The 25,816-nt window shown below is 62.9% G+C and carries 24 protein-coding genes and 4 pseudogenes; 16 read left to right on the forward strand and 12 right to left on the reverse strand.

Annotation, left to right across the window (positions count from 1 at the left end; all coding sequences use genetic code 11):
• The first annotated feature begins 69 nt into the window (after positions 1 to 69).
• The 3 genes from H9L14_RS15420 to H9L14_RS01565 are packed head-to-tail and all read left to right on the forward strand — an operon-like array spanning position 70 to position 3,433.
• Positions 70 to 1,134, forward strand: coding sequence for a glycosyltransferase (locus H9L14_RS15420; protein WP_246444328.1), 1,065 nt, complete (start codon positions 70 to 72; stop codon positions 1,132 to 1,134).
• Entirely contained in the window at positions 1,131 to 2,315 is a 1,185-nt protein-coding gene (glf, locus tag H9L14_RS15425; protein ID WP_187708957.1) for a UDP-galactopyranose mutase, read from the forward strand. The genes H9L14_RS15420 and glf overlap by 4 nt, the downstream gene beginning before the upstream one ends.
• Positions 2,316 to 2,365: 50 nt before the next feature.
• Positions 2,366 to 3,433, forward strand: coding sequence for a glycoside hydrolase family 43 protein (locus H9L14_RS01565; protein ID WP_222949886.1), 1,068 nt, complete (start codon positions 2,366 to 2,368; stop codon positions 3,431 to 3,433).
• Here H9L14_RS01565 and H9L14_RS01570 read toward each other — a convergent pair whose 3' ends face one another.
• The 3 genes from H9L14_RS01570 to H9L14_RS01580 all read right to left on the reverse strand — a co-directional run bounded on the left by H9L14_RS01570 (position 3,434) and on the right by H9L14_RS01580 (position 6,199).
• Positions 3,434 to 4,591: a glycoside hydrolase family 26 protein gene (locus H9L14_RS01570; protein WP_187708958.1), complete on the reverse strand. Its 1,158-nt coding sequence runs from the start codon at positions 4,589 to 4,591 to the stop codon at positions 3,434 to 3,436.
• A gap of 78 nt (positions 4,592 to 4,669) precedes the next feature.
• Entirely contained in the window at positions 4,670 to 5,659 is a 990-nt protein-coding gene (gene glpX / locus H9L14_RS01575) for a class II fructose-bisphosphatase (protein ID WP_187708959.1), read from the reverse strand.
• A 66-nt stretch (positions 5,660 to 5,725) separates the two neighbouring features.
• Positions 5,726 to 6,199: a DUF2721 domain-containing protein gene (locus tag H9L14_RS01580; protein ID WP_187708960.1), complete on the reverse strand. Its 474-nt coding sequence runs from the start codon at positions 6,197 to 6,199 to the stop codon at positions 5,726 to 5,728.
• Between the two features lie 127 nt (positions 6,200 to 6,326).
• Between H9L14_RS01580 and H9L14_RS01585 the strand changes: the two genes are divergently transcribed.
• Positions 6,327 to 6,884 (forward strand): D-Ala-D-Ala carboxypeptidase family metallohydrolase, encoded by a 558-nt coding sequence (locus H9L14_RS01585; protein ID WP_222949887.1) that lies wholly within the window; start codon positions 6,327 to 6,329, stop codon positions 6,882 to 6,884.
• 7 nt (positions 6,885 to 6,891) lie between these two features.
• Here H9L14_RS01585 and H9L14_RS01590 read toward each other — a convergent pair.
• A pseudogene (locus H9L14_RS01590) lies at positions 6,892 to 8,065 on the reverse strand (LL-diaminopimelate aminotransferase).
• Between the two features lie 37 nt (positions 8,066 to 8,102).
• Positions 8,103 to 8,720 (reverse strand): trimeric intracellular cation channel family protein, encoded by a 618-nt coding sequence (locus H9L14_RS01595; RefSeq protein WP_187709823.1) that lies wholly within the window; start codon positions 8,718 to 8,720, stop codon positions 8,103 to 8,105.
• An 82-nt stretch (positions 8,721 to 8,802) separates the two neighbouring features.
• Here H9L14_RS01595 and H9L14_RS01600 point away from each other — a divergent pair.
• Together H9L14_RS01600 and H9L14_RS01605 are read left to right on the forward strand one after the other, a co-directional pair.
• Positions 8,803 to 10,577: pseudogene (locus tag H9L14_RS01600) on the forward strand (PHA/PHB synthase family protein).
• Complete coding sequence (locus H9L14_RS01605; RefSeq protein ID WP_187708961.1) at positions 10,546 to 11,016, forward strand: GNAT family N-acetyltransferase; 471 nt, start codon at positions 10,546 to 10,548, stop codon at positions 11,014 to 11,016. Before H9L14_RS01600 ends, H9L14_RS01605 begins: the two are co-directional and overlap by 32 nt.
• 18 nt (positions 11,017 to 11,034) lie before the next feature.
• Here the strand turns inward: H9L14_RS01605 and H9L14_RS01610 are convergent, their stop codons facing one another.
• Genes H9L14_RS01610 through rarD form a run of 3 tightly spaced genes read right to left on the reverse strand, consistent with a single transcriptional unit; the run spans position 11,035 to position 12,764 of the window.
• A complete protein-coding gene (locus H9L14_RS01610) occupies positions 11,035 to 11,256 on the reverse strand; it encodes a hypothetical protein (RefSeq protein ID WP_187708962.1) in 222 nt (73 codons plus the stop codon).
• A 38-nt stretch (positions 11,257 to 11,294) separates the two neighbouring features.
• Positions 11,295 to 11,810, reverse strand: coding sequence for a hypothetical protein (locus H9L14_RS01615; protein WP_187708963.1), 516 nt, complete (start codon positions 11,808 to 11,810; stop codon positions 11,295 to 11,297).
• Positions 11,811 to 11,843: 33 nt separating this feature from the next.
• A complete protein-coding gene (gene rarD / locus H9L14_RS01620; RefSeq protein WP_187708964.1) occupies positions 11,844 to 12,764 on the reverse strand; it encodes an EamA family transporter RarD in 921 nt (306 codons plus the stop codon).
• A gap of 69 nt (positions 12,765 to 12,833) precedes the next feature.
• On the opposite strand from rarD, the gene H9L14_RS01625 reads away from it, so the two are divergent.
• The 7 genes and pseudogenes from H9L14_RS01625 (at position 12,834) to H9L14_RS01655 (ending at position 17,184) form a co-directional block, all read left to right on the forward strand.
• Entirely contained in the window at positions 12,834 to 13,520 is a 687-nt protein-coding gene (locus H9L14_RS01625) for a DUF4893 domain-containing protein (RefSeq protein WP_187708965.1), read from the forward strand.
• A complete protein-coding gene (locus tag H9L14_RS01630) occupies positions 13,517 to 13,885 on the forward strand; it encodes a ribose-phosphate pyrophosphokinase (protein ID WP_246444332.1) in 369 nt (122 codons plus the stop codon). The genes H9L14_RS01625 and H9L14_RS01630 overlap by 4 nt, the downstream gene beginning before the upstream one ends.
• A 10-nt stretch (positions 13,886 to 13,895) precedes the next feature.
• Positions 13,896 to 14,993: an RluA family pseudouridine synthase gene (locus tag H9L14_RS01635; RefSeq protein WP_187708966.1), complete on the forward strand. Its 1,098-nt coding sequence runs from the start codon at positions 13,896 to 13,898 to the stop codon at positions 14,991 to 14,993.
• Positions 14,993 to 15,604, forward strand: coding sequence for an FMN-binding negative transcriptional regulator (locus tag H9L14_RS01640; RefSeq protein ID WP_187708967.1), 612 nt, complete (start codon positions 14,993 to 14,995; stop codon positions 15,602 to 15,604). The genes H9L14_RS01635 and H9L14_RS01640 overlap by 1 nt, the downstream gene beginning before the upstream one ends.
• Positions 15,597 to 16,269, forward strand: a pseudogene (locus H9L14_RS01645) (HAD-IA family hydrolase). The gene H9L14_RS01640 and the pseudogene H9L14_RS01645 overlap by 8 nt, the downstream one beginning before the upstream one ends.
• Entirely contained in the window at positions 16,262 to 16,492 is a 231-nt protein-coding gene (locus H9L14_RS01650) for a hypothetical protein (RefSeq protein WP_187708968.1), read from the forward strand. Before H9L14_RS01645 ends, H9L14_RS01650 begins: the two are co-directional and overlap by 8 nt.
• The gene (locus H9L14_RS01655) at positions 16,489 to 17,184 is read left to right on the forward strand and encodes an ATP12 family chaperone protein (RefSeq protein WP_187708969.1); all 696 of its coding nucleotides are present in this window, start codon (positions 16,489 to 16,491) and stop codon (positions 17,182 to 17,184) included. Before H9L14_RS01650 ends, H9L14_RS01655 begins: the two co-directional genes overlap by 4 nt.
• Here H9L14_RS01655 and gmk read toward each other — a convergent pair.
• Positions 17,181 to 17,837: a guanylate kinase gene (gmk, locus tag H9L14_RS01660; protein ID WP_187708970.1), complete on the reverse strand. Its 657-nt coding sequence runs from the start codon at positions 17,835 to 17,837 to the stop codon at positions 17,181 to 17,183. The two genes, H9L14_RS01655 and gmk, sit on opposite strands and share 4 nt — an antisense overlap.
• 125 nt (positions 17,838 to 17,962) lie before the next feature.
• Between gmk and H9L14_RS01665 the strand changes: the two genes are divergently transcribed.
• The 3 genes and pseudogenes from H9L14_RS01665 (at position 17,963) to murA (ending at position 20,508) form a co-directional block, all read left to right on the forward strand.
• Positions 17,963 to 18,694, forward strand: coding sequence for a phasin family protein (locus H9L14_RS01665; protein ID WP_187708971.1), 732 nt, complete (start codon positions 17,963 to 17,965; stop codon positions 18,692 to 18,694).
• Between the two features lie 154 nt (positions 18,695 to 18,848).
• On the forward strand, positions 18,849 to 19,178 hold the full coding sequence (clpS, locus tag H9L14_RS01670; RefSeq protein WP_187708972.1) for an ATP-dependent Clp protease adapter ClpS: 330 nt from the start codon (positions 18,849 to 18,851) through the stop codon (positions 19,176 to 19,178).
• Between the two features lie 47 nt (positions 19,179 to 19,225).
• Positions 19,226 to 20,508: pseudogene (murA, locus tag H9L14_RS01675) on the forward strand (UDP-N-acetylglucosamine 1-carboxyvinyltransferase).
• Here the strand turns inward: murA and rnk are convergent.
• From rnk to H9L14_RS01690, 3 genes are all read right to left on the reverse strand, one after another.
• Positions 20,505 to 20,936 carry a nucleoside diphosphate kinase regulator gene (gene rnk / locus H9L14_RS01680; RefSeq protein ID WP_187708973.1) on the reverse strand — a complete coding sequence of 144 codons (432 nt, stop codon included), beginning with the start codon at positions 20,934 to 20,936 and terminating at the stop codon, positions 20,505 to 20,507. The pseudogene murA and the gene rnk sit on opposite strands and share 4 nt — an antisense overlap.
• Positions 20,937 to 21,108: 172 nt before the next feature.
• Entirely contained in the window at positions 21,109 to 22,311 is a 1,203-nt protein-coding gene (locus H9L14_RS01685) for a DUF445 domain-containing protein (protein ID WP_187708974.1), read from the reverse strand.
• Positions 22,312 to 22,415: 104 nt separating this feature from the next.
• Positions 22,416 to 25,814: an efflux RND transporter permease subunit gene (locus tag H9L14_RS01690; RefSeq protein WP_187708975.1), complete on the reverse strand. Its 3,399-nt coding sequence runs from the start codon at positions 25,812 to 25,814 to the stop codon at positions 22,416 to 22,418.
• Between the last annotated feature and the right edge of the window lie 2 nt (positions 25,815 to 25,816).

The raw sequence follows: 25,816 nt of genomic DNA on the forward strand, positions 1-25,816 counted from the left end.
TTTTCGCACCTGCGGTGGGACTTTGTTTTCCAGCGCCCGCAGCACCTTATGAGCCGTTTCGCGCGCGAAATGTCAGTGATATTCTGGGAAGAGCCGATTGAGATCGATCGCCGGGAGACCGCTTATCTGAAGGTCCGTCAAGCCGATGACTTCCCCAATGTCCGCATCGCCACCCCGCATCTACCGCAGGGCCAGAACGAAGCGCGGCGGGAGGATGCTCTAAGGCGTCTTTTGGACGCACACGCTGCCAGCTGCTCGCGCCCCATCGTCGCTTGGTATTACACGCCGATGATGCTGCCGTTCTCGCGTCATCTCGACGCCAGCACCGTCGTCTACGACTGCATGGACGAACTTTCCAAGTTTCGGTTCGCGCCGGAGCAATTGCTCGACCTCGAGCAGGAGCTGATCGGCCGCGCAGACCTGGTCTTCACCGGCGGAGCCAGCCTTTACGAAGCGAAGAAGAACCGTCATCCGTCGGTCCATTGTTTCCCCTCGTCCGTCGATCGCGACCATTTCGCGAAGGCTAGACGCGAGCTTTCGCAGCCTGCCGACCAGGCAGAGCTGAAGCACCCTCGCCTGGGCTTCTATGGCGTCATCGACGAGCGCTTCGACATCGACCTGCTGAGGCAGGCGGCCGACATGCGCCCAAATTGGTCGTTCGTCATGGTCGGACCGGTCGTGAAGATCGGCGAGGACGAGTTGCCTCGCGCTGCGAACATCCACTATCTCGGCGGCAAGACATATGAGCAGCTTCCGGCTTACCTGTCGGGCTGGGATGTCGCGCTGATGCCATTCGCGATGAACGAATCCACGCAGTTCATCTCGCCGACCAAGACTCCGGAATATCTTGCAGGCGGAAAGCCGGTCGTCTCGACTCCTGTCCGCGACGTCGTCCGCACTTACGGGCATTTGCAGGGCGTCCACATCGCCAGCGACGCGGACGGTTTCGTCCGCTGCTGCGAGAAGGCGCTGGAGCAATCCCGCGAGGGTGGAGATTGGCTCGCCGAAGCGGACTTGATTCTGTCTGCGACGAGCTGGGCGACGACGCAGGCGCGAATGTCCGGCCTGATAGCGGAGGTTCTCGGGGAACGCGCCTCGCAGACGGCCTCGGCATTGCTGGTGGCTGCGGAATGAACGCTTTCTTCAACGCTCCCGAACCGTCGAGCGAGCGGTACGATTATCTCATCGTCGGTGCGGGCTTCGCCGGCTCCGTCCTCGCGGAGAGGCTTGCGAGCCAGCATGGCGCCCGCGTCCTGCTGATCGACCGCCGCAGTCACGTCGGAGGGAATGCCTATGACGAGCCGAACGAGGCCGGCATTCTCTACCACAAGTATGGGCCGCACATTTTCCACACGAACAGCGAGCAGGTTGTCGATTACCTCTCGCAGTTCACCGAGTGGCGGCCGTACGAGCATCGCGTGCTCGCCTGCGTCCGCGGCCAGCAGGTACCGATCCCGATTAACCGGACGACCCTGAACATGCTGTTCGACGCCAACCTCCGGACCGAGGAAGAAGCGGCCGAGTATCTCGCGCAACGCGCGGAACCGGTCGAGGAGATCCGGACCTCCGAGGATGTGGTCATCAACGCTGTCGGCACGGAGCTCTACCGGCTCTTTTTCCGGGGCTACACGCGCAAGCAATGGGGTTTGGATCCCTCGGAACTCGACAAGCAGGTCACGTCGCGAATTCCGACCCGGACGAACGCAGACGACCGCTATTTCAGCGATACCTTCCAGGCGATGCCGCTCCACGGCTACACAGCGATGTTCGAGAAGATGCTCGACCACCCGCTGATCGAGGTGCGCACAGGAGTCGACTTCGCCGAGTTGAAGAACCGGGCGCACGAGATCGCCGACCACATTATCTACACCGGGCCGATCGACGAGTATTTCGACTTTCGCTTCGGCAAGCTCCCTTACCGCAGCCTGAAGTTCGATCACCAGACGCTGGACCAGGAGTGGTTCCAGCCAGTGGCGGTCGTGAATTACCCCAGCGAGGACGTGCCGTTCACGCGGATCAGCGAATACAAGCACCTGACGGGCCAGGAAGCGCCCGTGACGACGATAACCTACGAATACCCGTCGGCTGAGGGCGATCCATATTATCCGATCCCGCGGCCGGAAAATCAGGAGTTGTTCAAGAGGTACGAAGCACTTGCTGACGAAACGGGCGGCGTGTCATTCGTGGGACGGCTCGCAACCTATCGCTATTACAACATGGACCAAATCGTCGGACAGGCCTTGGCCACGTTCCGACGCATGGACGAAAAGCTCGCCAGCGGGCGGTCGGAAGCGGTCTCGGTCGCGGCCGAGTAAATCGCGGGTTCGCCGAGCGGATTTACGCCTATCCTCGGGGCCTTTCCGACTTGCGATTTCGGGTTTCGAAACGACGGATCGGACCCTATCCGGGGGCGTATGGACGCCCCATTGATTCTACCGGCGTTGCCATCGTCGACCGGGCGACGGCGACCTACATCAACCCTGTCCTTGATGCGGACTTTCCCGATCCGGCCGCTATCCTGGCGCCCGACGGATACTATTACGCTTACGCGACCCAGACACTTCAGGACGACAAGTGGATCAACATCCAGGTCGCTCGGTCCCGCGACCTCGTCCAATGGGATCATTTGGGTGATGCGCTTCCCGATAAGCCGGGCTGGGCGCGTGACACCCAGGATTTCTGGGCTCCGTATGTGGTCCAGGAAGGCGACCGGTATCTCATGTACTATTCGGCGACACCCGACGTCTGCGACGTCCCGGAACGCGGGCATTGCCTCGCCATCGCAACCGCTTCGTCACCGGTCGGGCCGTTTGTCGATATGGGGCTGCCTCTGCTCCTGGGGATGGGGTTCGAATATATCGACCCGATGGTCTTCGACGACCCGGTGAGCGGCCAGCGGTTCCTGTACTGGGGCTCCGGGTTCCAGCCGATCAAGGTCCAGCAACTCGCGGAAGACCACATGTCTTTCGTGCCTGACAGCGAACCGACGGACATCATCTGGCCCAATTCCAAGGGCGGTTTTCCCCGGCTCGTCGAAGCCGCATGGGTCATTCACCACGACGATTTCTATTACATCTTCTATTCGGGCGACAATTGCTGCGGACCGGACGCTGAATATGGCGTGATGGTCGCCAGGTCGCGGGAGCCGACGGGGCCGTTCGAGACGCTGGAGGAAGCGCGCGGCGTGCCGCACAGCCTGATGCTTTTCAAGAGCGAGCGCTGGCTTGCGCCTGGGCACAATTGCATCGTCACCGACAAGGCGGGGGAAAACTGGATCATCTATCACGCGATCGACGTGAACCGTCCGCGGCAGCGGCAGGAAGATGAAATCAACAGCCGTCGGATCCTGTTGATCGACAAGATTCAGTGGCGCGACGGATGGCCATTCGTCGGGACTCCGTCGGACGATGTCAGGGACGCGCCGGTCGTCTGATCAGCGGGCTACGTGAAGCCGTCTCAGTTTCGCTTCCGACATTTTATCGACGCCGAAGATTGCGCGTTGCCGATCGATCTCTTGTCGGAGGGGCTCGAAGACGTGGCGCTTGCCGTCCGAGCCAACCGGCGCGAACAGGCCGACCTCGCAATGCCGGCTATTGTCCCAGCCGGGATAGGCAGTGATCGGGTAGAGGCAAATGCCCTGGATATTCGCTCCCCGGCCTTGCGCCTGCCGCACCTCGTCGCAAACATAATGCAGCCAGGCAGGGCGACCAGAGCCTTCGGCGCCCGTTTCGGCAATGAACATCGGCTTGCCGTAACGCTCGGCTACCTCCTCCAGCATGTCCGCCAGGGGCCGATATTCGTGGTGGCCCATTGGGATGGTCGGACCGTCCAGATACCATTGGTTGTGGGGGTAGAAATTCAGGCCAACCAGGTCGACGAAGTCTTCGCGTCCTCCCAGTTCGGGCTCTTCGCGGCCCATCAGCCAGTCGTAGGCTTCAAACTGTCCTAGCCGGCGTCGTTCGGCGGCTGCGACTTCCTGCTTGCGGTGATGCTTCGGCGCGATGTGGATAAGAGGCTCCGCCCAGACGAACTTGGTCTCCGGCCATCGTTCGCGGATCGCAGTTGCCGCCGCCACGGCGGTCTTGACCAGCTGGCGCTTGAGCCAGCCCGTCTTGCCCGGCCCGACGCGCGGGAAGTAACCGGTCTCCACCGCCCAGCACAGGAACGAGATTTCGTTGAGCAGGCAGAGAATGGGCGGGCGGCCGCTGACGCTCTGCTGCACTTCCACGGCGGCCATCGCAAAATCGGCGAAACGTCTTGGGAAATCAGGCGAGCCTTGGTCGACGTGGTCCGGCGATCCGTAGTGGAAAAGGTCCCAGATGATCTGAAGGCCGTTCCGCTCCGCCGCCTCGAGCGCCGGCGTCCAGCTGGACCAGTCATAGCAGCCGGGCGACTTCTCGATCAGGTGCCACCGCAGTCCGTCCCGGAGCGTCCGTAAACCAAGCTCCGCGCACTGTCGATAGTCGGAAGCCACATGACGGTCGTGAGACGTCGCCCGGATTAGGTCTAGGCGAACGCCGTCGCGCCGCCGGTGCGACGAGCATTCGAAGCCCGCTTGGAAGAAGCTGGCGAAAGTTCGGTCCCTGCTCACGGAGGGAACAAATGCACGAAAGCGGGAATCGAGCCCAGCTTGCCGTGAAAACCACACGGCTGGACGGGAGCGAGGCGGTCAATCGTCCCATTTGTGATGCTCGGCCCAGACACGACGCACGGTGCCGGAGCTCGCGCGCATTACAATGCTTTCGGTCGTCAGGCAGTTGGTCCGGCGGTGGACGCCTTTCAGGAGCGAGCCATCGGTCACGCCGGTCGCGGCGAAGATGCAGTCGCTCTTCGCCATGTCTTCAAGAGAATAGATGCGGTCGAGGTCCTCGATGCCCCAGCGCCTCGCCCGCGCGATTTCCTTGTCGTTGCGGAAGACGAGACGGCCCTGCATCTGTCCGCCGACGCAGCGCAGTGCCGAGGCGGCAAGGACGCCTTCCGGCGCACCGCCGCTGCCGAGGTAGACGTCGATGCTGGTGTCCGGATCGGTCACGGCAATCACGCCGGCAACGTCGCCATCCGAGATCAGCTTCACGCCGCATCCGAGCGCACGCAGCTCGGCGATGATGTCCTCGTGGCGCGGCCGGTCGAGCACGCAAGCGATGATTTCGTTCGGCTCGACGCCCTTTGCGGCCGCGATCGAGCGGATGTTGTGTCCGACGCTCTTCGAAAGGTCGATCGTTCCGTCCGGGTAGCCAGGGCCGATCGCCAGCTTCTCCATGTAGGTGTCGGGAGCGTTGAGGAGTCCGCCTTCCTCGGAGATCGTGAGGACGCACAGAGCATTCGGTCCCGCCTTTGCGGTCAGCGTCGTTCCCTCGAGCGGGTCGAGCGCGATGTTGATCTTGGGTCCCGTGCCCTGCGCCGATCCGACCTTCTCGCCGATATAGAGCATCGGCGCTTCGTCGCGCTCGCCTTCGCCGATGACGACTGTGCCGTCGAAGGGAAGTTCGTTGAGAGCCTCGCGCATGGCCTCGACTGCCGCCGCGTCAGCCGCGTCATTGTCACCGCGCCCGATCCATTTCGACGCGGCGACCGCTGCCGCCTCCGTCACCCGAACCATCTCGAGGACGAGGACGCGGTCAAGAACCTGCGAAGCGGGCACGCGAGGACGTCGAAGCATGTGAAATCAAACTCCCTGTTTGAGAGCCGATAGGAGGCGTTCCGAATCTTGTCGAGGCGGTGGGCCTTAGTCGGGCTCAACCTCATGGGCGAGCAATTCCGATCGGATGCGAACCGCGCGCGATCCAACTCGCGTTTCGACTAGGAAGACCGCGAAGCCGAGACCGATGGCGATCATGGAGGCAATGAAGAGCAGTGCAATTGCGGTTCCGAAATGCGCGTTGGTCAGTCCCGCAGCAAAAAGCAGCACTACTACGGCGCAGATGAGGACAGCCGCCAAGACCGAAAGAAAGATCGCCCGGCTGACCAAGGCCATACGTCGGTCGAGGACGCGGATCTCGCCGAGCCAGCGGTCGTGCTCCGCGCCCCGGCTGGCGATGAGCAGTGGTTCGATTTCCCGGGAGCGATCGACGATCCGGGACAGACGTCCCGCGCAGACGTTCAGGAAAGCCCCAATGCCCGCGAGCAGGAATACGGGCGCGACGGCCAGTTGGATGATCTGAGCAACGGTCGTGACGGACGTCGGCGAGCCTGGGAACATGGCGCGTACCATGCGATGTCGGCGCTTCTTGTCAAAGTGTCCCGGCGCGAGATTCACATAAGTCGTTGATGTCGTTGTTGAGAGCGGCCGAGCGGTGTAAGAAGTCTGCACGAGCGGGGGCTTGAGAATGACTCGATTCGCAATCGGAATGGCGCTGTTGTCGAGCGCATCGGTCGCATCTGCAGAGACCGATTTTGGAATCCGTACGGTAACGGGCGAGCGCGCGATCATTCGCGTCGCGGAGCATCAGAAGGTCGGGCAGAGGGACGATACCGCGGCCGTGCTGGCACGGGTCGCGCAGGAACCGTCCGGAGCCAACTGGGCTCCGCTGGGCGGCGGTGCAGGCAACCTTCGTGCTGCCGCAAGCCTCGCCTCCGGCTGGGGCCGCGTCACGAGCACCTATCGCTCGCCCGAACATAATCGCCAGGTCGGCGGAGTCCGTAACAGCTATCATCTTCGTGGCCGGGCGATCGACATAGCGCGCAGGCCCGGTGTGACTCACGCGATGATCGCAGCCGCGTTCCGCAATGCGGGTTATCACCTCATCGAGTCGCTCGACGAGGGCGATCACAGCCATTTCGCATTTGGATTTGGCGGTGGCGGTTTCCGGGTCGCCTCGGTTCCGGACAAGCGCGAGATGACGCGCTGGGGCGTCGTAACGGTTTCGAGCGCGCTGCTCCGCTAGGCTCGGCCTAGCTACCCAGCATCTTCTTCACACCGCGCGCCGCCTGGCGCAGCCTTTGCTCATTCTCGACGAGCGCGATGCGGACGAAGCCTTCGCCTTCCTCACCAAATCCTACGCCCGGTGCCACTGCGACGTGAGCCTCGGTCAGAAGGCGTTTCGAGAATTCCATGGCGCCTAGGTTGTGGAAGCGCCCGGGTATCGGTGCCCAGGCGAACATCGACGCCTGTGGGACCGGGATTTCCCAACCGGCTCTGCCGAAACACTCCACTAAAACGTCGCGGCGCTTGCGGTAGAGGTTGCGGTTGTATTCGACGATGTCCTGCGGCCCGTTGAGCGCGGCCACGGCTGCCGCCTGGACCGGCGTGAAAGCGCCATAGTCGAGATAGGACTTCACCCGCGCTAGCGCCTCGATCAGCCGCGCATTGCCGACAGCGAAGCCAATCCTCCAACCGGCCATGCTGTAGGTCTTCGACATGGACGTGAACTCGACCGCGACGTCCTTCGCCCCTTCGACTTGCAGGATCGAAGGTGTCGGAGTGTCGCCGAAGTAGATTTCTGCGTAGGCAAGGTCGGAGATAACGATCAGCTCGTGCTCCCGAGCGAAAGCGACGAGCCGCTCGTAAAAGGCGAGGTCGGCGACATAGGCGGTTGGGTTCGACGGATAGCCGATCACGAGGACTTTCGGCCGCGGGACGGTGTAGCGGACTGCGCTATTCAATCGGTCGAAGAATTCTTCGCCGGGGCGGCCGGGATCGAGCGAATCGCTGCGCCCGCAATGATGAAGCCGAAGCTGTGGATCGGATAGGACGGGTTCGGCGCGAGCACGACGTCCCCCGGCGCGGTGATTGCCTGGGCGAGGTTGGCGAGACCCTCCTTCGAGCCCAAGGTGACGATGACCTCCTTGTCGGGATCGAGAGTCACTCCGAACCGGCGCTGGTAATAGGCGGCCTGCGCCTTCCTGAGGCCGGGGATCCCCGGCTTGCGGAGTAGCGATGAGCGGTGGGCTTGGCGGCAACTTCGGCAAGCTTGTCGATGACGTGCTTCGGAGGGGCGCCGTCCGGATTGCCCATGCCGAGGTCGATGATGTCCTCACCGCGCGCTCGTGCCGCGGCCTTCATCGCATTCACTTCAGCGAAGACGTAGGGCGGTAGCCGCTTGATGCGGTAGAATTCTTCGGTCACCAGCCCGTCATGCCGACCGTGCTGCACTGCGGCAAGCCTAGTCGTTGTAGGCGGGCAATGACCAGCCACGGGCGATCGCAAGTCCGCGCAGAGTGAAGCCCGCAATCGCGGCGACTCCTCCTGCAACCGGCAGCGAGAGTCCCAGCAAAGCCAGCCCAACGAACAAGCCCGACGAGAGCGCGGCCGCTGTCACGTAGAGTTCGGGGCGCATCAGGATCGAAGGCTCGCCGGCGAGCACGTCGCGAATGATTCCGCCAGCACAGGCAGTCAACACGCCCATCACGAATGCCGGGACCGGAGCAACGCCGAAGCTGAGCGCCTTCGCCGCGCCGTAGGTCGCATATGCCGCGAGACCGGCCGCATCGAACCAGAGCAAGGCGCGCTCGGCGATGAAGCGCCGGCTGACCAGCCAGGTGAGGAGCGCTGCTCCGATGCAGATGAGCAAGGTTGCGTTCTTGTGCACCCAGAACACCGGTGCGCCGATCAGCAGGTCGCGGAGCGTCCCGCCGCCGACACCCGTCACGACGGCGAAGAAGACGAACGTGACGAACGTCTGCCGCCGCTCCGCTGCAAGCAGCGCACCGGATATGGCGAACACTGCAATGCCGAAATAGTCGATCAGGGCGAGCGCCTGCGGGACGGCTGTTGGCTCCATCATCTCCGCTTTTCGCGGGTCGGTCAGCTCGATGCAATTGAAGAGATTCGCCGACGAACCGCGAAACGCTTACATGGATCATATGGCGGATGAGACGGACACGACGAGCGCGATTCCGACGCTCGAGGATTGGCAGCATTGGACCTGGGTCATGGGCCGGGCCCAGCAGATGCTCATGGAGAAATGGGCCGAGGGATTGCCGAAGGGCGACGGATGGCCGGCTGCCGCACCGCCGTGGGGAGCATTCCCACCTGCGTTCGGCATCGGATCGCCTGCCACGGCCGATCCCGCCGCCTTGTTCACTGCCGGTGCCGAGGCCTGGGCGAAGGGCCTCGAGACCTGGGGCCGGATGATTGGTCTCGATACGGAAGCGAAGGAGAATGCGCGCGATCGCCGCTTCGCCGCGCCCGAATGGCAGGAAAGTCCCGTCTTCGACACGATCCGTAAAACCTATTTGGCACTTTCAGACAAGCTTCTCGGTACCGTTCAGGATATAGAGGGGATTGACGAGGAAACCCGCCAGCGCATGCAGTTCGGCGTTCGCAGCTTCGTCGACGCGATGAGCCCGTCGAATTTTGCGTTGACCAATCCACAAGTGCTCAAACGGACGATGGAAACCCGCGGGGAGAACCTCCTCAAGGGCCTGGCGAACATGCTGGACGACATCGCCGCGGGCCAGCTGACGCAGACCAAGCAGGGCGTGTTCGAAGTTGGCAAGAATTTGGCGACGACGCCGGGCAAGGTGATCAAGGAAACGCCGCTCTATCAACTGATCCAGTACAGTCCGACGACCGACGAGGTGCTCGAAACTCCGGTCGTCATCTTCCCGCCCTGGATCAACCGCTTCTACATCCTCGACCTCACTCCCGAGAAAAGTTTCGTCAAATGGTGCGTGGATCATGGCATCAGCCTGTTCATGGTCAGCTGGAAGTCGGCGGACGAAAGCCTGGCTGACCTGACGCTCGACGACTACGTCCTCAAGGGACAGGTTGATGCGATCGACACCGTTCGTGACCTGCTCGGCGTTGAGAGCGTCCACACCATCGGTTATTGCGTTGCAGGCACGACATTGGCTGCGACCTTGGGATACCTTCATGCGAAGAAGCAGGAGGCCAAGGTCAAGTCGGCGACTTTCCTGACAGCACAGGTCGACTTTTCGCTTGCCGGCGATCTCAAGCTGTTCACGGGCGACGAGACCATGGCGCTGCTTGACGAGATCACGCGCGACAAGGGCTATCTCGACGGCCGCTACATGGCGGCGACGTTCAACCTGCTGCGCGGCCGCGACCTCATCTGGAACTATGTCGTCAATAACTACCTGCTCGGGAAGAGCCGGCACCATTCGACCTGCTGCACTGGAATTCGGACACGACCAATCTGCCGGCCAAGTGGCACCGCGACTATCTCGAAGACCTCTACAAGCAGAACAAGCTGATTAAGAACGGCGGGATCGATGTGGCGGGCACGCCGATCGATATCGGCAAGGTGAAGACGGCGACCTATGTTCAGGCCGGGCGCGAGGATCATATCGCCCCGCCGGAAAGCGTCTGGAAGATCATGGAGCATTTCACTGGTCCGAAGCGCTTCCTGCTCGCGGGATCGGGGCACATTGCAGGCGTCGTGAACCCGCCGGCCGCGCAGAAGTATCAATACTGGGTCAACGACCATGCCGCGGAAACACTCGAGGAGTTCATCGAGGGCGCGGAGGAGCGCAAGGGCAGCTGGTGGCCCGACTGGTTGGATTGGGTAAAGAAGCAGGCTCCCAAGACAGTAGCGGCGAAGGGCCCCCGCATCCCGGGCAAGGGTAAGCTTAAGGCGATCGAGGATGCACCCGGAAGCTACGTCAAGGCTCGCTGACCTTCCGGTTTGGATTCGGCTCGCTCGGCCGAACGAGCGCCTCGACCTGGAGGAGCTGCAGCACCGGGCCTCGCGCGCCCTCCCACACTACCGTGAGCAGTTGGAGGCAAATCCCGAAGCCATCGACCTTCCGCTGAACCATATCGAACAAGGTTCGGTGATCGTCGCTGAAGGCGTATCGGCCGTCGCCGGTTTCGCGGTCGTCGTCATCGGACCGGAATCGGCCGAGCTCGAGGGCCTGTTCGTAGAACCTGACTTCTGGCGACGGGGCGTTGGTTCACTGCTCGTGGAGGAGGCGGCGCATCGGGCGCGAATTGCGGGGCTGAGCCTGACCGTCATTGCAGCTCCGGAAGCGCAGGAATTCTACGAAAAGTGCGGCTTCACGGCGGAAGGCGGAACCGAGACCCGATTCGGGCCCGCGATCATCATGTCGCGCTGAACGTTCGCGGGTCGGCGCTCACAAGATACCTCCGCCGAGCATCAGCCGGACGATCCCGACGACGATCACGAAAAGGTTGAGATTGCGGCCGCTGGTACTTCTGCTGACAACGCCTAAGCCCGCGCCAATCAGGGCGAGGGGGATGATCAGCCAGTTCAGCCATCCGAGCAGGGGGAGGAAGGCGATCATCGCGCAAACCAGCGCGACGGCGCCGATGATCAGCGAAACGATGTTGAACATGACCGGCCCCTCCTGATGGAGCGCAGCCTGTAGCAGCTTTAGAAGGCGGTTTGGATGCGGGTAATTTCAGCCAGCGTCTTGTCGCCGCAACGAACGATCACGCTCCCAACAGGCTGGTTGAGCGGCCATTCCCACCGCACTTCGTGAGTGACCTGCGCTTGCGAGGCCGGCGAATCACCGGGGCCCGCGACATTGAGCGTCACGAAGGCCTGCGCCGGGTAGCCCTTTCGGATCTGCATGTAGCGGTCGAACGCAACCTGGTAGCCGCCGGTCGCCGTCACGACCTTGCCGGAGACGACCAGCGCCGGGCCATTGTTCGGCCCAGGCATGCGGTTGATCCATGCGGTCCAGTCGCGGGACGAGGTGATCATGCACTCTGGTGGCGCAGGCTGGTACGGCGCGCCGCCGGGATATTGACCAGGCGCTGGAGGATAGGGCTCCTGCGGATAGGGCGCGGGCGCCGGATACGGGTACGGCTCGGGTCCGTAAGGGTCCTGATACGTGTTGCAGGATGCCAGGACGAGCAGCGCTGCAGCGGCGACTAACCGTTTCACGGACTCAACAATGGCCTAATTTTCGGGAAGTTCCTACTCCGGCAGGGTAACCGACGCGCGCGCATGCCTGACTAGCGCAAGCACGTAGAGCGCCAGCGCAGTCCAGATTGCCCCGAATGCGATGGCATGGGCTTGGGTGAACGGCTCTCCGTAGAGCAGGACGGCGATCAGGAACTGAAACGTCGGAGCGATGAACTGCAGCATGCCCAAGGTCGAGTAGGGCAGGCGTCGCGCGGCCGCAGTGAACAGGAGCAACGGAGTCGCGGTGATCACTCCCGCGACCAGGATCAGCGCGACATCCACTCTTGATGCTCCGAAGATCGGGTCGCCGGCCGCGAGACCCCAAACCAGCCAGCCGGCCGCGAACGGGAAGAGCAGCATCGTCTCAATCGCGAGTCCGGCGATGGCGTCGACGGGAGCGATCTTCCGGAGCAGGCCATAGGTCGCGAAGCTCGCGCAAAGCGTGAGGCTGATCCACAACTGGCTCAGCGCTCCGATGGCCAGTGCTGTAATACCTGCGGCTGCCAGGGCGACTGCCGCCCATTGAAGCCAGGTCAGTCGTTCCTTGAGGACGATCCGTCCAAGAAGGACGTTCGCGAGCGGATTTAGGTAGTAGCCGAGGCTGCCGGCCAAAATGTGCCCACTGTTCACCGCGTAGACGTAGAGCAGCCAGTTACCGCCGATGAGCAGCGCGGTTACGGTCAGCAGGATGACGGCCTTGCGGTTCCCGAGTGCCTCACGGACCTCTCCCCACGTCCCGGTAAACGACAGCAGGGTCGCGAGGATCGGAACCGACCAGACAATCCTGTGCGCCACGATGTTGAACGCGTCGATTGACCGCAACGCTTTGAAATAGACCGGAAGGACGCCCCAGAGCCCGTAGGCCGAGATGCCCAGCGCCAGCCCCTGCCGCGCGTGCTGATGATCCGGGTCGCTCTGGCTGTCGCGATTCATGTTTCGCGCGCCTACCGGCGGTGAGCGTCAATTCAAAGCGAATGCTGAACGGGCTGTTGGTTGCAACTGGTGACCACGAATGTCACGCTAACGGTCGTGAGCCGTCGCTTCCTCACAATCGTGCCGATTCTCGCACTCGCGGCCTGCTCGACAGCGGAGCAGCGGCCGCGTTTGCGCCCGGTCGTGACCGCCGAGCCCCAGATCCGGGGCGACGTCTGGCAGGGCGTTGCGACCGAAGCGGACAAACAGCGCATTTCACGTCTTGGCCTAGCCTGGCAGGAGGCCCTGCAGGACGCGCAGCGCGGTTTCGGCCGCGAAGTGGAAGCCGAAGGACCGCTCCTGAGGCCCAGGGCTGCGCTCCCGCGACCGGCGCCGACGCCGGGCAGCTATAACTGCCGCCTCGTCAAGCTAGGGAAAGCGACTGCGAAGGCGGTCGCGTTCGAGCGATTCAAGCCCTTCTTCTGCTATGTCGAGGTCGAGGGCGACCTGCTGACCATCGTCAAGCAAACTGGCAGCCAGCGTCCTGCGGGACGTCTGTGGGAGGATGATCGGCCGGACCGCCTCGTCTTTCTCGGAAGCCTCGCGCTCGGCGACGAGGAGCAGCCGGTGGCCTATGGCGAGGATCCCAAGCGTGACATGGCCGGCGTGCTTGAACGGATAGCGCCCTTCAAATGGCGTCTGGTCATCCCTTGGCCGCAGAGCAGCTCGAAGCTCGACGTGTTCGAGCTGACGCCGGTCGCTCAACAGCCTCAGTGAACGACAGAGCGGGATTGCTCGCCGACCCGCTGGAGGTTCGTGCGATCCTGATCGCCAGCGCTACGGCGGGCGAACCGATCACTTATTCCGAAACCTTGCAGCTTCTCGGCCATCACTTCACTCGCCCGAAGATGCGGGCGCTGTGCAAGGTGCTCGCGTTCGTCGATGACGAGGCCGAAGAACGCGGAGAGCCGGAGTTGGCTGTGCTGGTCGTTCGACAGTCAGATGGTTTGCCCGGGCAGGGCTGGTGGGTCGGTGGCGCGAAGAAGCATGGTTACACCGGCCTTTGGGAAGGACCGAAAGCGACGCGGTTGATCAGGAAGCTGCAAAGGCAAGCGTTCGACTATTGGAGTTCGCGAGGCTAAGCGCGGCCGCATGGCCGAGGCGCGCACATTCAAGATATCCGAAGACGACGACGGCATACGCCTCGACCGCTGGTTCAAGCGGAACGCGCCCGACATCAGCTTCAACACGGTCTCGCGCTGGGCGCGGACCGGCGCGCTTCGGCTCGACGGCAAGCGCGCGACGCCCGGCGACCGGATTGAGGCGGGCCAGACGATCCTGTTCCCGGCCGAAGATGCGACCCCGGCTCGCGCTGCGCGGCCGGGGCCGAAGCGCGAGCCGCTGACGCCCGAGGAAGAAGAGCTCGTCAGGGAGATGGTCATCTACCAGGACCGCCACGCGTTCGTCCTGAACAAGCCGCCGGGGCTGGCAACGCAGGGCGGGACCAAGACGCATCATCACCTCGACCGACTGCTCGACGGGCTTGCCGATGACGCCGGCAATCGGCCGAAGCTTGTTCACCGGCTCGACAAGGACACCTCGGGTGCGCTGCTGGTCGCGAAGACCGCGCGCGCAGCCGGTCATTTCGCCAAGTCTTTTTCCGGCCGCACGGCGCGAAAAGTCTACTGGGCGCTCATCGTCGGAGTCCCGTCGGGGGACGAAGGCTTGATCGATGCGCCGCTTGCGAAGCAGCCGGGGACCGGCGGTGAGAAGATGCACATCAGCGAGGAGCACGGTCTTCCCGCAAAGACGCGCTGGCGGATCATCGACCGCGCGGGCAATCGTGCCGCCTGGGTCGAGCTTCAGCCGCTAACAGGCCGAACGCACCAGCTTCGCGCGCACATGGCCGCAATCGGCCATCCGATCGTCGGCGACGCCAAATATGGAGGGCCCGAGGCCTTCCTGACAGGCGGCATCAGCCGCAAGCTTCACCTTCATGCTCGACGGATCCGAATTGACGCGCCTGATGGGGTGATCGACGTGACCGCCGATTTGCCGGCGCACATTGCGGAGAGCTTTTCGACCATCGGCTTCGAATTGATGCATGGCGAGAACATGCCGCTCGATCCGCCCAAGACCTCTCAGACTCCTGAGGCGAAGCAGCGCAAGGCCGCCGCCATCGCTCGAGACCGCAGGCGCAATCGTCGTGGAGAGCGGCGCTCGCGTTCACAGCCCAAAGGCCGGCGCTGATGCACCCCAATCGCGCATTCGATTGGGGAGATCGTGAGGCGGCCCTTCGTTTCGCTGCAGACCGCGCCTTCGCTCACATCTTCACCTCGTCCGACAAGAGGATGTTCGTGGTCCACGTGCCGATCCTCGTCACCGACGACGGCCGCGTGCTTTTTCACGTCTCGCGGCGCAATCGTGTTGCCGAGCATCTGACGGATCAGCCGGTCCTGATCAGCCTTTCCGGCCGAGAGGGCTACCAGAGCGCGAACTGGTATGTGTCCGAAAACCAGGTCCCGACGTGGCACTATGAGACGGTCGAGATCGAAGGGGTGGCGCGGCCGCTCTCTGAGGAAGCACTAGTTGAACTGCTCGACCGTTTGAGCGAACGCTTCGAAGGCCTTCACCAGCCCGAGCAGCCCTGGACTCGCGGGAAAATGACTCCGGGCAAGTTCGAGGCAATGACGAAGGCGATCATCGGCTTCGAAGTCGAACCCGTCGAAATCCGCGGAACCCGGAAGTTCAACCAGCACAAGTCCGCTGCGGACCTCGCCGCGACAATCGCGGGTCAGAAGGGCGCGGGCAGGGAGGATATCATCCAGGCAATTCGCGAACTGGCCCCGAACAATGAATAAGCTGGCCATCTTCGATTGCGACGGGACCTTGGTCGACAGCGGCGCGAACATCTTCAATGCTTTGTCCGCGGCATTCGTCGAGCATGGCGTCGACGTTCCGTCCCAGAGGTCAGCCGGAAGGTCATCGGCCTGAGTTTGGTCGAAGCGATCGCCACGCTGACTCCGCACGAGGCTTACGAGCGGCACGTTGCCATGGCCGAAAGCTACAAGCTCCATTTCCAACGCGCCCGCGCCGAGGGCCGCGTCGACGAGCCCTGTTCGACGGCATTCCGGAGCTTCTGGACACGCTGGAATCGGAGGGCTGGCTGCTCGCAATAGCGACCGGCAAATCGGATCGTGGTCTCGCGCTCTGTCTGGACGGCCACGGCTATACAAAGCGCTTCATGTCCCTCCAGACCGCGGACCGGCATCCTTCCAAACCTCATCCGTCCATGGTCCATCAGGCGATGAGCGACGCGGGGGCTGGACCAGAGACGACGATCGTGATCGGCGATACGGCCTTCGACATGGGCATGGCGTCGGCGGCCGGTGCCAAGGGTATCGGTGCAGGCTGGGGCTATCATGAGGCGCACGAGCTCGTTGAGGGCGGAGCCGTCGCGGTTGCCGATCAGCCGCTCGACGTCCTCAACTTCCTGTCTGGCTTCCCGGAGCGGCGATATGGCTGATGAAGACATCTGGAAGCGGCGATTTCACCTGTTCCTGCTGGCCCGGCTGTTCGGCCTCGCAATCTTCTTCCTCGGCCTTGCGGTCATTTACAGCGACCTGCTTCGTGAGGGCGGCTGGCCGACTGTGGGCGCCATCCTCGTGATCGCGGGAACCATCGATGCTGTGTTCGCGCCCAGGCTGCTGAAGAAGATGTGGGCGGAGCAGGACCGTCACGACGGATGAAACGCTTCTGGAAGGCCGCGGACGTGGTCGAAAAGGACGACGGCTGGGGAGTGGAATTGGACGGAAAGCCGCTCCGGACGCCTGCCCGTGAGCCGCTGACAGTACCGACGAAAGCCTTGGCGGACGCGGTCGCCGACGAATGGAATGGTGTCGAAGAGAAGATCGACCCCCATGGCTTGCCGCTTACCGGACTCGCCAATGCGGCGATCGACCGGGTCGCGCCGGACAAGCGGGCATTCGCCGACGGTCTCGCGCGTTATGCCGAGGCGGACCTTGTCTGCTACCGGGCTGAGGGCCCTCAGGGTCTGGTCGAGCGCCAGGCGGAACTCTGGGATCCGCTGCTGGGGTGGGGCCAGCGCCGCTTCGATGTCGACTTCAAGACTACCGGTGGCATCGTCCATGTTTCCCAGCCGCAGGCGACCATTGACCGTCTCGTGCACGCAATCTCGACGCTCGATCCATTCCGTCTTGCCGGGTTGTCGCCGCTCATCACGATAGGCGGGTCGCTGCTTGCGGCTTTTGGCGTTCTCGAAGGCGCCTTCACGCCGGAGCAGGCCTGGGAAGCGGTTAGCGTCGACGACCGATGGCAACTCGAGCAATGGGGTTCGGACGCCGAGGCCGAGGCAGCGCTTGCCAATCGCTGTCGGGATTTTCTCGCAGCTGCAAAATTCCTGGAATTGCTCGAAAGCTAGTGCGCCGGGCCGATCAGTTGTCGGACGAAAGGGTCAAGCTCTGCATGCCGAGCTTGGCGAAGGCGTTCCGCCTCCACAATTGAACGCACCTGCGTCAGACATTCGTCGGTATCTCGGTTTACAAGCACGTATTCATACTCGGCCCAATGGTTGATCTCGTCAGTTGCACGACGCATTCGATCAACAATAACTTCATCCGAGTCCGTGCCTCTGGCTCGAAGCCGCCTTTCGAGTTCCTCCATCGAGGGAGGAAGCAAGAAGATCGTGACGAGATGCTCCTTAAAGTCTGGCACAAGCTGGCGAGCGCCTTGCCAATCAATATCGAAGAGTATGTCTCTCCCTCTCCGCAGAGCTCTTTTTACGGGAGCTTTCGGGGTGCCGTATCGATACCCAAACACGTGAGCCCATTCGACGAACTCGTTATCGCGAATCATACGATCGAATTCGGCATCGTCGACAAAATGATAGTCAACGTCATCCGTCTCGCCCGGCCGCTTGGGACGGGTCGTGGCCGAGATCGACATGGTGATATCGCGGTCCGATTCCATCAGCATCCGGGAGATGGTCGTCTTCCCCGCGCCCGATGGCGACGAGAGCACGATGAGAAGGCCGCGGCGGCGACGGGTAGGGTGGTCGGCGTCGTCTAGTTCCATGGCTGCTCTTGGTCCGGGCGTTTTCGCCCGTCAAGCGCGCCTCTGCTGCGGTGCACAAGAATACCCCTTGAAAGGTGCACTGCAACAGATTATGTTGCACCGCACAATAGAAGGAAATTGAAGCAATGGCAGACGAAACTCAAACGGCAATCGACACCAGCGCAGAGGTCGCGACGAAGGCGATCGAGGCAGCTGGCGACGTTGCGAAAGAGGTTCCGGCCGGTGCTGTGAAGACCTCCAAGCGGACGACGGCGAAGGTGGCTCGTGCCACCAAGCGTCAGGCGAAAGCCACCCGCTCGGCTGTGAAAACCGCTCGCCGCGCCAAGCCGCGCCGCGTTGCAAAGGCCGCAGGTGCTCGCAAGCCCGCCGCCCAGGAAAGGATTGAGACTATGACCAAGAACACCAACAACTGGTTCGCCGGCTTCAACGCCATCCCCGCCACGGGTTCTTTCCAGACCCTGTTCGCCGATGCCGGTGAGCGTGGCCAGGAGGCCGTGAAGCGTTCGCAGAAGGCGATCGAAGAGCTGACCGAAGTCAGCAAGGGGAACGTCGAGGCTCTCGTCGACGCCGGCAAGATCGCCGTCGAAGGCGCTCGTTCGCTCGGCCAGGACGTCGTCGAGACGAGCCGTGAAGGCGTCGAGAAGGCTGCTGACGCGGTCCGTGCTCTCGCCGAAGCCAAGTCGGCCAGCGAGTTCCTCCAGCTGCAGAGCGAGTTCGCTCGTGCGCAGTTCGACCGTTTCGTCGCGGAGAGCTCGCGTCTGACCGAGACCTTCGTGAAGCTCGCCGGTGAGGCCATCCAGCCGATCCAGACGCGCGCAACGCTTAACGCGGAGCGTATCAACAAGCTCGTTGCCTGACGCCTCTCCCCCTCCTGATCAGGCAATGACAGACGGCCGCCCACCTCTCTCCCCGGGCGGCCGTCTTTTTTTTGGGCATGAGCCGCATCCAGCCGCCTTGCTAGGCGTTCGCCGCTTGCCATATCTTAGGTAAGTTATGGGTATGCGTTGGACGATGATTGACGAGCCGGATGACGGCGGCGTTGGCGACATGGAGACAGGCGTCGCGACGCGCACACGCCCGCGCACCAAGAAGCCCAGCAATTACAAAGTCCTGATGCTCAACGACGATTATACTCCGATGGAGTTTGTCGTCCTCGTCCTGCAGCGATTCTTCACGATGGGAATCGAGGACGCGACCCGAGTCATGCTGCAGGTTCACCAGCAGGGAGTCGCCGTCTGCGGCGTTTTCACCTACGAAGTCGCCGAAACCAAGGTCAGCCAGGTGATCGACTTCGCGCGGGAAAATCAGCACCCGCTGCAGTGCACCCTCGAAAAGGCCTGATTCTCGCCGCTGCTTGCGAGTCCGCCGCCAAGCGCTAAAGCGCGCCGATGGACAGCATCTGGATCCGCGGCGGCAACAAGCTTCAGGGCGACATTCCCATTTCCGGCGCAAAAAATGCAGCGCTGACCCTGATTCCCTGCGCTCTCCTTACCGAGGAGAAGCTGACCCTGGCGAACCTGCCGCGGCTCGCGGACGTCGACAGTTTCAGTCATTTGATGAACCAGCTTGGCGTCTCAACCAGCGTTGCAGGCGTCAAGAAGGGCGAGTTCGGCCGAAAGGTCAGCTTCCAGGCGAGCGAAATCGCATCGACGGTCGCGCCATACGACATGGTCCGCAAGATGCGCGCCTCGATCCTGGTTCTCGGGCCGATGCTGGCGCGTGCCGGAGAATCGACCGTCTCGCTTCCGGGCGGTTGCGCGATCGGTGACCGGCCGATCGATCTTCACCTTAAGGCATTGGAAGCGATCGGTGCCGAAATCGAGCTAGCGGCCGGCTATGTGAAAGCGAGTGCTCCGAAGGGAAGGCTGACCGGCGGCGACTACAGCTTCCCGGTCGTTTCCGTCGGCGCGACCGAAAATGCCGTGATGGCGGCTGTTCTCGCCTCCGGCCGTACCCAGCTCTTCAATGCCGCGCGAGAGCCTGAAATTGTCGACCTCTGCAATCTCCTGATCGCCATGGGCGCGAAGATCGAGGGCATCGGCTCGGGTCACCTGATCATCGACGGCGTCGAAGGCCTGACCGGCACGACTTACGAAGTCATGCCGGACCGGATCGAGGCGGGCAGCTACGCGTGCGCCGCCGGTCTTACGGGTGGGTCGATCAACTTGATCGGTGCTCGCCCGGACGAGATGAAGGCAACGCTCAATGCGCTGGCACAAGCGGGCCTGGTAATCGAATTCCACGACAAGGGTATCAAGGTCAGCTCGAACGGCGGCCTGAAGCCGCTCGCCTTGTCCACATCACCATATCCTGGCTTTGCGACAGATATGCAGGCGCAATTCATGGCCATGCTTTGCCGCGCAGAGGGCAGAGCTTCCTCGAAGAGACGATCTTCGAGAACCGCTACATGCATGTCCCTGAGCTGCGCCGAATGGGCGCCGAAGTCGAGATCCACGGCCGCTCCGCAATCGTGCACGGGGTCGAGAAGCTTACCGGCGCGCAAGTCATGGCAACCGACCTGCGCGCCTCGATGAGCCTGGTGCTCGCCGGCCTTGCAGCGGAAGGTGAGACCGAAGTGCTTCGCGTCTACCACCTAGATCGCGGCTATGAGCGGCTCGAGGAGAAGCTCAGCGCGGTCGGCGCCACGATCGAGCGCCGCAGCGCAGGCTAGGCCGCAGCGGGCGGTTCGGCGCCCGACGGCTGGCGAACACGGAGAATCCGGATCCGCCTCTCGTTCCCGTCGAGATCCGGCCAATCGATCGACTGGCCCGCGGTCAGGCCGTAGAGCGCCGCTCCCATTGGCGTGAGGATGCTGATCCGTCCCTCCGCGATGTTCGCCATTGCGGGCATGACAAGCTCGGCGATCCGCAACTGCGATGTCTTCTCGTCGACGAAATCGACTTGGGAGCCGATCGTGACCGCCGTTTCCGGCAGAGTGTCGGCCTCATGAAGTTCGGCTCGCTCAATCTCTTCGAGCAGCATGGCCGCGACGACGGGGAAGCGGTGCTCGGTCTGCAGTGCGAGGCTCGCGACCATGTCTGATTCAGACGCGAGCAGGTGAATCGGCGGGCGCACTTCGCCCGCAGGATGACTATCCATTTCTATGCTTTCTTGAATTTAGTGAGGACGATTGCTCCCCGAACCCACTCGAATGCGGGCCCGGGGCTAGGCTCGGGCGGGAATTTGTCCCGAATGGGCGACGAGGCGCCGGAAGAGGGTACGTCCTACCATGACCTGAAGATGGGCATGGGCCGGCAGGAAGTCAAAGGCGCTAGAGCGAATCCACTGCGTGCAGGGCGAGCCCGACGAGCCCGCCGACCAGGGTGCCGTTGATCCGAATGTACTGGAGGTCGCGCCCGACCGCTGCTTCGAGCCTGGCCGTCACCGTTCCCGCATCCCAGCCGCGGACGGTTTCCGACACCAGCTTCACCATCGAACCCCCGTAGCTCGCCGACATGCCGACCACGGCGCGACGCGCAAACTGGTTGATTGCGGCGCGGATTCGAGGATCGCTTTCCAGTGTCGCGCCCATCGATTTCAGGATTTCGCCGAGCTTGCCAGCAAAGGCCGCGTCGGGGTTTCGGGCGGCCTTGATCACCGCTTCGCGCGCCTTCTGCCAGATCGTATCAATCCACAGGCTGACCGACTTGTTGTCGAGCAATTGCTCCTTTATCGCTTCGACGCGCTCGCGGGTTTCGGGGCGCGTCTGCAAGTCGTTGGCGAGTTGGGCCAGCGCCTCCTCCACCTTGACCCGAACGGGGTGTGCGGGGTCGGTCGACATCTCCACCGTCAGCTTGCGCAGTCCATCGATGATCGCGTCGGCGAGCTTCGCGTCGAGCCCGGCGAGTTTCAGGGCCCAATTCGCCTTCTTGTGCACCATCTCGCGGATCAGGGGCTCGTTCGCTTCGAGGGCTCGCGCCGTCCAGCGGATGGCCGCTTCCAGCATCGGCACGTGGCGGTCCTCGTTGATCGCCGACGCCAAGGCGTGGCCGAGAAGCGGCGATACTTCCGTCTTGCGCAGGCGCGCCGAAACTGCGCCTTTGACGATCCCGCCAAGGCGCTCGTCATCGAGGCTTTCGAAGATGTCGGCGATCAGCCGAGACGCCCCCGCCCGAATGCGCGTCCCTTCACCGGCAGGCGTCTGCAGGAAGCGCCCAGTCGCGCCGGCCACGTCAATGTTTTGCATCCGGCGGGCGACCACCGATGGGATCAGGAAATTCTCCTTGATGAAATTTGCCAGCGTTTCGCCGATCCGATCCTTGTTGCGTGGTATGATTGCTGTGTGGGGAATCGGCAGGCCGAGCGGATGACGGAACAGGGCCGTCACCGCGAACCAGTCGGCTAGACCGCCGACCATGGCGGCCTCCGCGAATGCCTTCACGAACGAGAGCCACGGATATTGGTACTCGTAAGCCCGAGCGGCCGCGAAGATCGCGGCCATGAGGACGAGCAGGCCCGTCGCAGCCGTTTTCATCCCCGCCGCACCAGGCTGGGCAGGATTGAACCGCGCTAAAGCAGTACGGGGCCGGGACGTTGCTGCATCCATCCGATCATCAATAGACGAACGGGCGCGAGGGTTCACTCTGCGGGTTGCGGCGCCGGTCCCGACGGGGTGCGATGGGCGTCCTGCCCGACGAACTTATGGAAGAGCCGCCCGATCCGGGACTCGATCGAAATGGCGATCGAGAAATAGGCCGGAACCAGAAGCAGCGTCAGCAGCGTCGAGAAGATGAGGCCGCCGATGACGGTGATGCCCATCGGGGCGCGCCAGCTGTTATCGCCCGTGATAGACACCGCCGTCGGCAACATGCCGAAGACCATCGCGATGGTCGTCATGACGATCGGCTGGGCGCGCTTGTGACCGGCTTCCCAGATTGCCTCGTTCTTCGGCATTCCGTGATTCATCATCTCGACCGCGAAGTCGATCAGGAGGATCGAGTTCTTCGCGACGATCCCGAACAGCATGAGGATTCCGATTAGCACGAACAGCGAAACCGGCTGACCCGCAATGTGCAGCGCCACGGCCGCGCCGAGCGGAGCCAGGAGCAGCGAGCCCATGTTCACGAACGGCGACAGGAACCGCCGGTAGAGCAGAACGAGCACGGCAAACACGAGCAGGACGCCTGAGACCAGGGCCACCGCAAAGTTGAACAGAAGCTCATTCTGCCACTTCTGATCGCCGAGGTTCAGCTTCCGAACGCCCTGAGGCAGGTTCTTCATGGTCGGAAGCGCACTGACCTTGACCTGTACGTCGCCCTGAACGGCACCGGGCGCGAGATCGGCCCCGATCGAGAGTCGACGGATCTGGTTCGACCGCTGGATCGTCGTCGGACCAGAGCCGAATCCGATGTCGGCAACGGTCTTGAGGGGAACCGAGCCACCGTTTGAGGTCGGAACCGGCAGGTTTTCCAGGGTCGAGAGATCGCGCCGGGCGCCCTCGGACAGGGAAACCGTGATCGGGACCTGACGATCGGACAGCGAGAACTTCGCGCTGTTCTGCTCGATGTCGCCGAGGGTCGCGATTCGGATCGTCTGGCTCAGCGCCATGGTGGTTACGCCCAGATCCGCAGCCAGATCGAAACGAGGCTTGATGGTGATTTCAGGCTGCGCGAGCTGACTTCCGACCCGCGGAGCACGAAGACCCGGAACGGTCGCCATTTCCTTTGCGATCTGATTGGCGACCCGGGTCAACTCGTCCGGATCGTCGCCGCCCAGGTAGACCATGATGTCACGGGAATCGCCGTCGGGACCGCCGCCGTTCTGAGCCTGGAAGCTCACGCGAGCATCGGGGAAGGCGGCGAGCTGCGGAGACATGTTGCGCTCGAACTCGGTGCTCGTGACCTTCCGGTCCTTCTTGAGCACGATGTTCACGCTGCCGGTGCCGACATTGATCCGCTCGAACACCCGCTCGACGCTCGGATCCTTCTCGACGATCGCCGCAACCCGATCGGTGACGCCTTCGGTCTGCTCGAGCGTGGTTCCGGGCGGAAGGGTGATGTTCACGCGAGTGAAGTCGTTATTCTGCGGCGGGAAGAAGGACACGGAAAGCGTGCCGAACAGAATGATGCTCATCAGCAGCGTGCCAATACCTGCGCCGACCATCGCCAGACGGTGATCATGGAGGCGCGCATTCCAGCGGGCCGCGATCGTCGAATGCCACTGGGCGAACCCGTGACTACCCATCATTCCCACGAGGAAGCCGATCAGCTTGCCCGCACCGTAGGCGACGAGCGTTCCGACGCCAAGGGCCAGAACGAATGTCACACCGCCATTCCAGGCCAGCTTTCCGAGTCCGAACATACCCGCGCCCGTTCCGGCAACGAAAGCTCCAATGACGAGCAGAAGGAGCAAGGCGCCGAGAAGGTAATAGCCCGGGTTGCGGGCGGCCTTCGGAAGCCGTGCGAGGAGCGCATCCGCCTTCGACGTATCGAGGCTCCAGTTTAGAACCTTGAGATAGAGGTCCATCCACTTCCAGTTCGCGTGATCCTGGACGCCATGCGAGCGGAGGAAATAGGCCGCGACCAGCGGCGTTATCATGCGCGCGACGAGCAAGCTCATCAGGACCGACATGACGACGGTAAAGCCGAACGCCTTGAAGTACTGGCCGGCGATCCCGGGCATCAGCGCGACCGGGAAGAAAACGGCGACGATCGCCATGGTCGTTGCAAGGACAGCGAGGCCGATTTCGTCCGCCGCGTCGAGCGCGGCCTGGTAGCCCGACTTGCCCATGCGCATGTGCCGGACGATGTTCTCGATCTCGACGATCGCGTCATCGACGAGGACGCCGGCGACGAGGCCCATCGCCATCGTCGACATGAAGTTGAGGGTGATCCCCAACATGCTCATAAACCAGAAGGCAGGGATCGCCGACATCGGGATGGCCAGCGCCGAAATGATCGTGGCGCGGATGTCGCGGAGGAAGAGGAAGACCACGAGAACCGCGAGGACGGCGCCTTCCCACAGGCCTTCCATCGCGGACCGATATTGCGCCTTGGTGTAGTCGACCGTGTTGAAAATCTCCGAGAAGCGAACCTTCGGGTTCTCCTTCTCGAGCTTGCGCACTTCCGCCCAACCGGCCTCGTAGGCGGTCACTTCGGACGAGCCCTTCGCGCGCTGCACCGCAAAGGTGACGACCTGGCGGCCGTTCATCTTGGCGATCGAGCGCTGCTCGGACGAAGAGTCACGGACCTCGCCCAGATCGGCGAGGCGGACCCAGCGGCCGCCGGGGAGCGTGATCTGCGTTTGCGAGAGTTCGTAAGCGTTGCGCGCATTGCCGAGCACCCGGACCGACTGTTCGGAGCCGGCGACCTCGGCGCGGCCGCCGGCGGCGTTGAGATTGCTCTGCCGGAGCTGCTGGTTGACCTGCGCTGCGGTGATCCCCTGCGACTGCAAAGCGGCCGGATCGAGGATGACGCGGATCGTGCGATCCACGCCGCCCGAGCGGGAAACCGCGGCGATGCCTTCGATGCCGAGCAGTCGCTTCGAGACTGTATTGTCGATGTACCAGCTCAACTGCTCAAGCGTCATGTCGGTCGTCTCGGCGCCGACGAACATGATCGGCTGGTCCTCGGCGTCGACTCGGGTGATCTGCGGCTCGAGAATACCCTCCGGAAGGTTGCCGCGGATCTGGGCGATCGCGTTGCGAACGTCGTTCACCGCACGGTCGGTCGGCGTGCCGATCTCGAATTGCACGAAGGTGAAGCTGTTGCCCTCGCGAACGGAGCTGTTGATTTCCTCGACCCCGTTCACGCCACGGATCGCGGATTCGACCCTCTGCGTGATCTGAGTCTCGATTTCGTTCGGCGCTGCGCCCGGTTGGCTGACGGAAACGGTTGCGGCCGGGAAGTCGATGTCCGGCGCGTTGTTCACCTGCATCTGGTAGAACGAGATGAGGCCGGCAAGCATGAGCCCGACGAAGAGCACGATCGGGAAAACCGGGTTACGAATGCACCAGGACGAGATGTTGCGGAAATTCATGA

Origin of the sequence: Sphingomonas sediminicola (assembly GCF_014489515.1) — a bacterium.
GTDB lineage: Bacteria > Pseudomonadota > Alphaproteobacteria > Sphingomonadales > Sphingomonadaceae > Sphingomicrobium > Sphingomicrobium sediminicola.